The sequence below is a fragment of the Clostridium sp. genome (genome assembly GCF_051656525.1).
GTDB lineage: Bacteria > Bacillota > Clostridia > Clostridiales > Clostridiaceae > Clostridium.
In genome coordinates, this window is record NZ_JBOGCC010000233.1 from 53,115 (window position 1) to 64,987 (window position 11,873).

Consider the following 11,873-nt stretch of genomic DNA (forward strand, 5'->3'; position numbering starts at 1 on the left):
AGAGTGAGTGAGAAAAAGAGGTAGTTTTAGATAAAAATAAGATAAAAATAAGAATTAGATACTTGATTTTTAACCTATATTGAATTATATTTAAAAGGACGTACATTTATAAATAAAATAGAGAAATGAATGGGGAAATAATTTCCATTTGTCATTTAGGAGTGAATTTAATGGGAAACGTTATTTATGGTGTAACAGCTATATTTCAAGTACTAGTATTTCTTATAACTATGTATTATTTAATATTAGGTATTATAGGTTTAGCTAGAAAGAAAGATGTAAAAGACTATACACCAAGAAGAAAGTTTGCGATGATAGTTGCAGCTCATAACGAAGATGTTGTAATATCAGGTATTGTTGATAGTATGAAGAAGCTTAATTATCCTAAAGATATGTATGAAGTATTTGTAATTGCAGATAATTGTACAGATAAGACAGCTGAAATTGCTAGAGAACATGGTGCAAAGGTATATGAAAGAGTTAACAAGGACAAAAGAGGAAAAGGATATGCTTTAGAGTGGATGTTTGCAAAGCTTTTTGAAATGGAAGAACAATATGATTCTATTTGTATTTTTGATGCAGATAACTTGGTACATGAAGACTTCTTAAAAGAAATGAACTCAAAGATGTCAGAGGGTTATAAAGTTGTACAAGGATATATTGATAGTAAAAATCCAAACGATTCATGGATAAGTGCAGCATATTCAATAGCATTTTGGTCACAAAACAGAATGTTCCAATTAGCAAGAAGAAACGTTGGTTTTTCAAATCAACTTGGAGGAACAGGATTTGCTATAGACACGAGTATCTTAAAAGAGCTTGGATGGGGTGCTACTTGCTTAACTGAAGATTTAGAATTTACATGTAAGCTTGTATCAAATGGTGAAAAAGTTGGATGGGCACATGATGCTAAAATATTTGATGAAAAACCACTAACATTAAAACAATCTTGGGCTCAAAGAAAAAGATGGATGCAAGGTTTTTCAGATGTAGCTTCAAGATATTTCTTTAAGCTAACAAAAAAGGCTATAAAGGAAAGAAAGTGGTATATATTTGACTGTGCCTTATATGTAATGCAACCTTTTGTTACATTATTATTAGGTATATCAGCAGTATTAACTGTTATCCAAGGAATGTTACATACATCAGGAGTTTTTACAATAGCAAGTATGTTTAGTGATGTAGGTTGGAAAGTGTTCATAATAGCGCAATTTATACTTACTCCATTAGTAATGAGATTAGAGAAAAAAGTATCAAATGGATTTTTTATAGTGATATTCTTATATTCTCTAAATGTTTTTCTAGTTCCGATAGCTGCAAAATTTATTCCTTCAGTACATGGTTGGATAATTGCAGGAATAGTATACAATGTAATTTTCTTACTAGGAACATTATTGATTTTAGGAAAGAAGGATTTCAAGTTATTTTATAGATTTATATTATATGGACTATATACAATATCTTGGATTCCGATTACAATTCAAGGTATCCTTGATAAGAATAAAAAAGAATGGAGTCATACTAAACACGTACGAAATGTTGAAATTTGTGACTTGTAATGATATTTAAGGTCTGCCTAAAGGGCGGACCTTAAATATTTTTATATGTTTTTTAAAAGTGCAATATATGATAATATATTAATATTATAATTAGGAAGTGGTTTAAATTGTTTAATATAGTAGATTACGAAGAAATAATGAATGATGAAAATTTAATTTTTGTGGATGTTAGAAGTCCAAAAGAATTTGAAGAGGCAACAATAAAAGGTGCAATAAATATTCCGGTATTATTAGATAGTGAAAGAGAAGAAGTTGGAACTCTATATGTGAGAAATAGTGTAGAGGAAGCAAGAACTAAAGGAATTGAATTTATAAGTAAAAGACTGCCGGAGATTTTTGAAAAATTTCAAAATTTATATTCAGTTGAAAGAAAAAGAGTTGTTATATTTTGTGCAAGAGGTGGAATGAGAAGTAGTAGTATACATTCTCTTTTATATTCTTTAGGATTAAAAGTTTATAAATTAAAAGGTGGCTATAAAGGATATAGAAGATATATAAATGATCATTTTAATGAAGTAATAAAAGATGTAAACTTTATAGTCTTATATGGAAAAACTGGAGTTGGAAAAACTGAATATTTAAAAGAGTTAGATAGAAGAGGAATAGATATTTTAGATTTAGAAGGTGCAGCTAATCATAGAGGTTCTCTTTTAGGGTCTGTATCTATAGGAGAATGTAATACGCAGAAAACTTTTGAAGCAGAAGTTTTCCATGCACTTCAAAAAAGAAAATCTAATTTGGTTTTTACAGAAGGTGAAAGTAAAAGAATAGGACGAATAATAATACCAGATAATATTTGGGGAAAAATTATGAATAGTAATAAAGTATGGATAGAGGATTCTATAGAAAACAGATGTGATTTATTAACTAAAGAGTATATTCAAGATAAAAATAGTGTAAATGAACTTTTAGAAGCAATGGATAAAATAAAAAAATATTTAAGTGTGAAAAAAGTTGAAGCATATAAAGATATGATAAAATCAGGAAATTATAAAGAGGCGTGTATAAATCTTATGGAGAATTATTATGATCCAATGTACTTAAATGGTTTTAAAGAAAAAACATTTATAGAATCAATAGAAAATAGTGATAGAGATAAAACATTAGAAAAACTTATAGAAATTTATAAGAAATTAGAGCCTATATATAATCCGAAAGAAGAAGTTATAGAAGAGGATGTAGAAGAAAGTAAGTAAAGGAGAGAAAAGGATGAATAATAAGAACTCATATGATGTAACATCTTTAACATCATTAGAAAAATTAGAACCAGTAAGAGTTAGACCAGGGATGTATATTGGGTCTACTGGGACTAAGGGTTTACATCATTGTGTTTGGGAGATATTGGATAATGCAATAGATGAAGTATCTAATGGATATGGAGATAAGGCTACTGTTATATTAAATAAAGATAAAAGTGTAACGGTTATGGATAATGGACGTGGAATACCTACAGGAATACATCCTATAAAAAATAAGAGTGGTGTAGAGATGGTGTATACAGAATTACATACAGGGGGGAAATTTGATAATAAGAACTATAAAACTTCAGGAGGATTACATGGAGTAGGAGCAGCAGTTGTAAACGCCTTATCAAAATGGGTTGAAGTTGAAGTACATCAAAATGGAAAAATTTACAAACAGAGATTTGAATATGCATATGATAAAGAATTAAAAAAAGATATGCCAGGAACACCAGTAACAAAACTTGAGGTTGTTGGGAAATGTAAAGATACAGGAACTAAAATTACATTTCTTCCTGATAAGGATGTTTTTCAAGTAAATGATTTTAAGTTTGACATAATAGACGAAAGACTTCAAGAACTTGCATTCCAAAATAAGGGGATGAGACTTGAGCTTATAGATAATAGAAAATCAGAAGTAGTTAAGAAGGAATATTATTCAGAAAGAGGACTTTTAGATTTTATAGAATATTTAAATGAAAGTAAAACACCTCTTCACAAAGATCCAATACTTTTTGAAGGTAGTAGAGAAATTGGAGGAATAGCTATGGAGGGAGAAGTTTGTATGCAATTTACAGATTCCTCAACAGATAATATAGCAAGTTATGTAAATAATATTCCAACTACAGAAGCAGGAACTCATGAAACAGGGTTTAAAACAGGAATGACAAGAGCATTTAAAGAATGGGCAAGAAAACTTGGACTTGTAAAAGAAAAGGATAAGGAATTTGAAGGGGATGACTTAAGAGAAGGAATGACTGCTGTAGTTAGAATTAAAATTTCTAATCCAGTATTTGAAGGACAAACAAAAACAAAGCTTGGAAATAATGAAGCTTATACTATGATGAATGAACTTGCATATACAAAGCTTTGTGAGTGGATTGAAGATAATAAGGAACTTGGAACAAAAATTATAAATAATGCACTTGCAGCAGCGCAAAGAAGAGAAAAAATTAAGAAAATAAATGAAGCTGAAAAGAAAAAGATTGGTAAAGGAACAGCACCACTTGCAGGAAAAGTAGCTGTATGTACAGGAAAAGAGAAAATATATAATGAATTTATTGTTGTAGAGGGAGATTCAGCAGGAGGATCTGTAAAACAAGCAAGAGATAGAAGATTTCAAAGTATTATGCCATCAAAGGGTAAAATAATGAATACTGAAAAGCAAAAGCTTGAGAATGTACTTGCATCAGAAGAACTTAAAATATTTAATGCTGCACTTGGTACAGGTACTTTAGATAATTATGAAGAAGATGATTTAAGATATAACAAAATAATTATTATGAGTGATGCTGATGTAGATGGATATCATATAAGAACATTATGGATGACATATATTTATAGATATATGAGACCACTTATTGCAAATGGACATCTTTATTTAGCACAACCTCCTTTATATAAGGTGTATAAAAAGGTTAAAAATAAGGAAGTGTTTGAATATGCTTATTCAGATGATGAATTAGATGACGTTAAAATGAAAATTGGGCAAGGTGCTTTAATTCAAAGATATAAAGGTCTTGGGGAAATGAATCCAGACCAACTTTGGGATACAACATTAAATCCTGAAACGAGAACACTTATGCAAGTTACTATAGATGATGCAGCAAAAGCAGAAAAAATGGTTTCATTACTTATGGGTGATATAGTAGAACCAAGAAGAAAATATATGTATAAATATGGTGAGTTTTAAGAAGGAGGGATTTTAAAATGGCTAAAAAGATAGAAAATAAGATACCAGTAGATAAAAATATTATCCGAGTGCCACTTGAAGAGGCAATGCCTGATAACTATTTACCTTATGCAATAGAAGTAGCTAAAGATAGAGCACTTCCAGATGTACGAGATGGATTAAAGCCAGTTCATAGAAGAATACTTTATGGAGCATATATGTTAAAAGCATATCCAGAGAGACCTTACTATAAATCAGCTAGGATAGTTGGGGACATCTTAGGTAAGTATCATCCTCATGGTGATACATCGGTATATGAAGCAATGGTAATATTAGCGCAAGAGTTTAGTACAAGGAATCCCTTAATTGATGGACACGGAAATTGGGGATCAATTGATGGGGATGGTGCTGCCGCAATGAGATATACTGAGGCAAGACTATCAAATATTGCAATGGAAATGTTAAAAGATATAGAAAAAGATACTGTTGAAATGGTACCAAACTATTCAGATAGTGAAATGGAGCCTAAGGTTCTTCCAAGTAGATATCCAAATCTTTTAGTAAATGGGGCATTTGGAATAGCAGTTGGACTTGCAACTAATATTCCACCCCATAACTTAGGAGAGGTTACAGAAGGTGTTTTAGCTTATATAGATAATAATGAAATAGATACAAAGGGCTTAATGGAATATATAAAGGGACCAGACCTTCCAACAGGTGGAATACTTATAGGGAAAAAGTCTCTTCTTGCAGCTTATGAAACTGGAGATGGGAAAGTGAGCTATAGAGCTAAAACTAATATAGAAACATTAGAAAATGGAAGACTTGGAATAGTTATAAGTGAGTTTCCATATAGAAGAAATAAGGCAAGAATCCTTCAAATTATATCAGAGATGACAGGAGATAAGAAGCATTCAAAAGTTTTAGAAAGTATTACTGATATAAGAGATGAATCAGATAGAAATGGAATAAGAGCTGTTGTTGAGTTTAAAAAAGCAACTGATGAGAAGACAGTAGATAAAGTATTAAAGTATTTATTTAAAAAGACAGACCTTCAATGTAATATAAGTTTTAATATGGTAGCTTTAGCAGATGGTAAGCCAGAAAAAATGGGCTTAAAGAAGATGATAGAATATTATGTAGAGCATCAAAAGGAAATAGTATTTAGAAGAAGTACTAAAGAATTATCTATTGCAGAAAAAAGATTCCATATTGTAGAAGGTTTTATAAAAGCAATTGATGTTTTAGATCAAGTTATAAAAACTATTAGAGGTTCAAAATCTAAAAAAGATGCTGCAGTTAATTTAATGAATGAATTTGAATTTACAGAAATTCAAGTTAATGCAATATTAGAAATGATGCTTTATAGATTAACAGGTCTTGAAATAAATGTATACAAAAAAGAATATGATGAACTTTTAAAAACTATTAAAAGATTAAAAAAGATACTTGGAAGTGAGAAAGAACTTTTAAAAGTAGTAAAAAAAGAGCTTATAGAAGTAAGTGAAAAATATAAAGATGATAGAAGAACTAGAATAATAGAAGATGATAGTGAAGCTAAAATTGATATGGAAGAATTAGTTGTAGTTGAAGACATAATGGTAACTATTTCTAATGAAGGATTCATAAAAAGAATGCCTCACAAAAATTATTTAAGATCTAATGCTGATGAAAAGGAAATTGACTATAGAGAAGGGGATTTTCTAAGATTTTTAATTCAATCTAATACGAGAGATACACTTCTTATATTTACAGATAAGGGGAATATGTATCAAACTAAGGGTATTAATATAGTTGAAGGTAAATGGAAAGATAAAGGTGAAAGATTAGAAGACATTACTAGAGGTCTTGACTTAGAAAAAGAAAAGATAGTAAATGTAATTTCAGTAACAACATTAAACCCAAGTAATTATCTTCAGTTCATAACAAATATAGGAATGATAAAAAATACAAGTTTAGATAATTTTAAAACAAGTTACTCAAAGCTTCAGGCTATAAAATTAAAAGAAAATGAAAAATTAGTAAAAGTAAATTTATTTAAAATGGAAGAAAAGGAAACCTTCTTGAATGTTATAACTAAAGAAGGGTTAAAATTTGACTTAGAAATTGGTGAAGTAGAAAATACGCCGAAAAATCTTTTAGGTAAATTTTTATTTAATTTATCTGAAAATGACGAAGTTATAAGTTATGAATATAAAAAAGAATTAGAATTTAAAGAATTTGGAATAGCCCTTGGAAATAAAAATATATTTAAATTATCAAGTAGAATAAGTAGGAATGATAGACTTAAAGTGTACACAGATAATTTAAGTGAGTTACTGTTATTTACAGATAAAGGAAATATGTTTAAGATAAAATCATTTATGTTAGAGAAAGTAATAGAAGAGGATATAGCTTTAAATAAGATAGTTGATGGATTAGAAAAGGATGAAAATATAATAAAATTATATTCTATAAAAGAGTATAAGGAAGATTTGGGAGTGTATGCAATTACTAAAAAGGGAATAATAAAGAAAACATCATTAAAAGAATTTGAAGGTGATTATACAAGTGGAGGCTATTATAAGCTAAAAACACAAGATGATAGAGTAGTTATAACATTTATAAATTCATTAAATGATGGAAATATTATTATGCTTACTAAAAAAGGTGTTATTATAAAATTTAGTGCAAATGGTATAACACATATGGGAAAATTTACATCAGGAGTTACAGGAATAACATTAAAAGATGGTGAAGAGGTAGTATATGCAAATCTTTTAGAAGATGACTATTATGACCTTTCAGTAATAACTAAAGAAAAGGTTGAAAACAAAATATTTATAAAAGACTTAAAATTACAAAATAGAGCAGGTAGAGGTTCAAGTGTAATTGAAATGAATATGGATGATGAAGTTAAGACTATTCAATTAATAAAAAAATAATGAGGTGAAGACATGAAAAAAATTGGAGTGTTATTAAGTGAAGGTTTTGAAGAGATTGAAGCACTTACAGTAGTAGATGTTTTAAGACGTGGAAATATTGAATGTGTAATGATAGGCGTAGAAAACTTAGAAGTAACAGGTGCACATAACATAAAGATTTTAGCAGATAAATGTCTAGATGGAGAAATAAAAACATATGATGGTATAGTTCTACCAGGTGGAATGCCAGGGTCTAAAAATTTAAGAGATAATGAAGTTATTATAGAATTAGTCAGATATATGAATAAGGAAGAAAAATTAGTTGCAGCAATTTGTGCAGCACCAATAGTTTTAGAGAAAGCTAATATTATTGAAGGAAGAAAAGTTACATCATATCCAAAGTCACTAGTAAATGAGGAGTTAGTAGAGTACTTAGAGAAAAATGTTGTATTAGATAAAAATATATTAACAAGTAGAGGGCCAAGTACAGCATTAGAGTTTTCATATGGAATTTTAAGATATTTAGGGTTGAACGAAGAAGCAGAGAATTTAGAAAAAGGAATGCTTTTTAAAAGTGAATAGGGAGAAATAGATGAAAGAGAAGTGGCTTTTAAAGAATAAAAAGACTGAATTTTTGAAATTATCTAAAGAGTTTAATAAAGAAGGAATGCTTACTTTAAGACTTTTAAGTAATAGAGGAATAGACAGCATGGAAAAAGCTTCTCTTTTTCTTTATGGAGATATAAAAAATATGCATGATAGTTATCTTCTTAAAGATTTAGAGGAAAGTGTTCAAATAATAAAAGATGGAATAGATTCTAAAAAAAAGATTGTAATATATGGTGATTACGATTGTGATGGAGTTTGTAGTACAAGTATATTATATAAAGGATTTAAAAGATTAAATGCAAATTTTAAATATCATATACCTAATAGAGAAAGTGAAGGATATGGTATGAATAAAGATAGAATAAGAAAGCTTAAAGAGGAAGAAACAGAAATTATAATAACATGTGATAATGGAATAGCAGCATTTGAAGAAGTAGAACTTGCAAAAGAACTTGGAATGACTGTAATAGTAACAGATCACCATGATATTCTTTTTGTTGAAAAAGATGGAATTAAAATAAAGAAAATGCCAAGTGCAGATAGAGTAATAAATCCTAAAAGAGAAGATTGTAGATATCCTTTTAAAAATCTTTGTGGTGCAGGAGTAGCATTTAAATTTATTCAGGGTCTTTATAGAGCTTATGGAATTGAAGAGGAAGCTGTTAATCTTTTAGAATATGCAGCTATAGCTACAGTATGTGATGTGGTTGATTTATTAGATGAAAATAGAATTATTGTAAAAGAAGGATTAAAACGTATGAATAATACGGATAAAATAGGACTTAAAGAATTAATAAAAGTAAAAGAATTAGATAATAAAGAAATAAATGAATATCATTTTGGATTTGTAATAGGTCCTTGTATAAATGCAACAGGAAGGTTAGAAATTGCAGATATTTCAGTAGAACTTCTTATTTGTGAAGAGGAAAATAGAGCAAAAGAATTAGCTAAAAGGTTAGATGAGTTAAATAAAATAAGACAAGATTTAACGGTAGAAAGTGTTGAGAAAGTTAAAGAGAAAGTTTTAGCAGAATTAGAAGAAAAAGATAAAGTTATTGTAGTATATGAAGGAAGTATTCATGAAAGTATAGCAGGAATAGTTGCAGGACGAATAAGGGAAAGTTATAACTTACCAACGATAGTATTAACAAAGGGTCATGAAATGCCAAAAGGATCAGGACGATCTATTGAAGAGTATAATATGTTTGAAGAACTTAGTAGATGTAAAGAACTTATGGAGAAGTTTGGAGGTCATCCAATGGCAGCAGGACTTTCACTAAAAGAAGAAAATATAGTTCCTCTTAGAAAGAAGTTAAATAAAATATGTACATTAACAGAAGAGGATATAATACCCAAAACATTCATAGATACAAAACTTTCTTTAGAAGATTTAAATTTTGAAATATTAGATGAGATAAATAAGATGAGACCTTTTGGAAAGGCTAATAATTCTCCAACATTTGGAGAAAAAGCTATAAGTGTGAAGAAAATTTCATTTATGGGAAAAGAAAAACGATTTTTAAGGTTTAAAATAGAGATGAAAAATGGTAAAACTATAGATGGAGTAAATTTTAATAAATATGACGAATTTAAAGAAGGGTTTGAAGAAACCTTTGGTGAAGAAGAGTTTTTAAAGTTACAATACTCTGGAGGATACTGTAATTTCAAAATGGATATAATATATTATCCAGATATAAATGAATACATGGGAAACAAGAAAATCCAATTAAATATTAAAAGCTTTAGATTTAGTTGATAAGGAGTGAACACTTTGAAAAAGTATAAGATAATAATGACAGGAGGAGGAACGGCAGGGCATGTTACGCCAAACTTAGCTTTAGTTCCATCCCTAGAGGAATTAGGATTCCAAATAAAATATATTGGAAGTAAAGATGGTATGGAGAAAGATATAATTAAAAAGGCAGGTTTACCATACTATGGAATATCATCAGGGAAGCTTAGAAGATATTTTGATGTTAAAAATTTTACTGATCCATTTAAAGTAATGAAAGGGATTACACAAGCATTAAAAATATTAGGAAAAGAAAAGCCTGATATTATATTCTCAAAAGGAGGGTTTGTAACAGTACCTGTAGTTATAGCAGCATCTATTAAAAAAATACCTGTAATAGCACATGAATCAGATATGACACCAGGGCTTGCAAATAAACTTGCGGCTCCATTTTGTGATAAGTTATGTGTAACATTCAGAGAAAGTTTGAAACATGTAAAGCCTGGAAAAGGTGTTTTAACAGGTAGTCCTATAAGACATGAAATATTAAATGGTTCAAAGATTTTAGGGAAAGAAACTTGTGGATTTACTGATGATAAAGATATTATTTTAGCAATGGGAGGAAGTCTTGGCGCTAAAATAATAAATGATGAGGTAAGAAAAAATTTAGACGAAATTTTAAAAGAGAATAATATGATACACATCTGTGGAAAAGGGAATTTAGATAAAAGCTTAGAAGGAAAAAAGGGATACAAGCAATTTGAATATGTTAGTGAAGAATTACCTAATTTAATGCAAGCAGCTGATTTCATAATTTCAAGGGCGGGCGCAAACTCAATATTTGAATTTTTAGCATTAAAAAAGCCTACGCTATTAATTCCGCTATCTAGGAATCAAAGTAGAGGAGATCAGATTTTAAATGCTAATTCATTTAAAAAAGAAGGATTCTCTTTAGTAGTAGAGGAGGAAGAATTAGTAAAGGGTGGATTAATGAGTGAAATATGTATGTTAAAAAACAGTAAACAAAAACTATTAGAGGCTATGAATAAAAGTCAAATGAATGATGGAGTTAAAGGAATAATAAACCTTATTATGACTACGATAGAGAAAAACCAAAAATAAAAAATATATATGAATAAAAGGAGAAAAATGACTCATTTTTTTCCTTTTAAAACTTGCAAAAAAAAAAAAGTGATATATAATAATAAGAGATAGGAAGTACTATGTAGGAAGATAGAAAAATCTGATTATATAGTATATGTGGAAAATCCACATACTATTTAGATAAATAAAATTCGATTTTAAATGTTGAAATTTAATTTTATTTATTATAGAAAAAGTTTTAAATAAAATATCGCTTTATTTAAAGAGAAATCTAAATTTATAATTTTTTATAATGAAAGAGGGGTCACGCGATGAGAAAAATGAAAACAATGGACGGAAATACGGCAGCAGCTCATATTTCATATGCATTTACTGAGGTAGCAGCAATATTTCCAATCACACCATCATCACCAATGGCAGAACATGTAGACGAGTGGGTTGCTAAAGGAATGAAAAATATTTTCGGGCAGCCAGTTAAAATTGTAGAAATGCAATCAGAAGGAGGAGCTGCAGGAGCAGTTCATGGAGCGTTACAAGCAGGAGCTTTAACAACTACTTATACAGCTTCTCAAGGATTATTATTAATGATACCAAACATGTATAAAATGGCAGGTGAATTATTACCGGGTGTTTTCCATGTTGCAGCTAGAGCATTAGCTACATCATCATTAAGTATATTTGGAGATCATCAAGACGTAATGGCAGCTAGACAAACTGGTTGTGCTATGCTTGTTGAAGGTTCAGTTCAAGAAGTAATGGATTTATCAGCAATAGCTCACTTAGCAGCTATTAAATGTAAAATGCCATTTATAAACTTCTTTGATGGATTTAGAA

The 11,873-nt window shown here is 29.2% G+C and carries 7 protein-coding genes and 1 pseudogene; all 8 read left to right on the forward strand.

Going from position 1 to position 11,873, the window contains the following annotated elements:
- The first annotated feature begins 170 nt into the window (after positions 1-170).
- A complete protein-coding gene (locus ACRDDY_RS11880; protein ID WP_438565160.1) occupies positions 171-1,559 on the forward strand; it encodes a glycosyltransferase family 2 protein in 1,389 nt (462 codons plus the stop codon).
- A 107-nt stretch (positions 1,560-1,666) separates the two neighbouring features.
- Entirely contained in the window at positions 1,667-2,755 is a 1,089-nt protein-coding gene (mnmH, locus tag ACRDDY_RS11885) for a tRNA 2-selenouridine(34) synthase MnmH (RefSeq protein WP_438565161.1), read from the forward strand.
- A gap of 13 nt (positions 2,756-2,768) precedes the next feature.
- Positions 2,769-4,712: a DNA gyrase/topoisomerase IV subunit B gene (locus tag ACRDDY_RS11890; protein WP_438565162.1), complete on the forward strand. Its 1,944-nt coding sequence runs from the start codon at positions 2,769-2,771 to the stop codon at positions 4,710-4,712.
- Positions 4,713-4,729: 17 nt separating this feature from the next.
- Positions 4,730-7,615, forward strand: a complete 2,886-nt coding sequence (locus tag ACRDDY_RS11895; RefSeq protein WP_438565163.1) for a DNA topoisomerase IV subunit A — start codon at positions 4,730-4,732, stop codon at positions 7,613-7,615.
- 12 nt (positions 7,616-7,627) lie between these two features.
- Positions 7,628-8,176 carry a DJ-1 family glyoxalase III gene (locus ACRDDY_RS11900; protein ID WP_438565164.1) on the forward strand — a complete coding sequence of 183 codons (549 nt, stop codon included), beginning with the start codon at positions 7,628-7,630 and terminating at the stop codon, positions 8,174-8,176.
- A gap of 10 nt (positions 8,177-8,186) precedes the next feature.
- Positions 8,187-9,959 carry a single-stranded-DNA-specific exonuclease RecJ gene (gene recJ, locus ACRDDY_RS11905; protein ID WP_438565165.1) on the forward strand — a complete coding sequence of 591 codons (1,773 nt, stop codon included), beginning with the start codon at positions 8,187-8,189 and terminating at the stop codon, positions 9,957-9,959.
- Positions 9,960-9,974: 15 nt separating this feature from the next.
- On the forward strand, positions 9,975-11,057 hold the full coding sequence (locus tag ACRDDY_RS11910) for an undecaprenyldiphospho-muramoylpentapeptide beta-N-acetylglucosaminyltransferase (protein WP_438565166.1): 1,083 nt from the start codon (positions 9,975-9,977) through the stop codon (positions 11,055-11,057).
- 293 nt (positions 11,058-11,350) lie between these two features.
- A pseudogene (locus ACRDDY_RS11915) lies at positions 11,351-11,873 on the forward strand (pyruvate:ferredoxin (flavodoxin) oxidoreductase); the annotation flags it as partial.

What these genes read in the sequence shown, in the direction of transcription:
- ACRDDY_RS11880 (WP_438565160.1), top strand. Translation starts at nt 171, where the DNA reads ATGGGAAACGTTATTTATGGTGTAACAGCTATATTTCAAGTACTAGTA.
- ACRDDY_RS11890 (WP_438565162.1), top strand. Translation starts at nt 2,769, where the DNA reads ATGAATAATAAGAACTCATATGATGTAACATCTTTAACATCATTAGAA.
- ACRDDY_RS11895 (WP_438565163.1), top strand. Translation starts at nt 4,730, where the DNA reads ATGGCTAAAAAGATAGAAAATAAGATACCAGTAGATAAAAATATTATC.
- ACRDDY_RS11900 (WP_438565164.1), top strand. Translation starts at nt 7,628, where the DNA reads ATGAAAAAAATTGGAGTGTTATTAAGTGAAGGTTTTGAAGAGATTGAA.
- recJ (WP_438565165.1), top strand. Translation starts at nt 8,187, where the DNA reads ATGAAAGAGAAGTGGCTTTTAAAGAATAAAAAGACTGAATTTTTGAAA.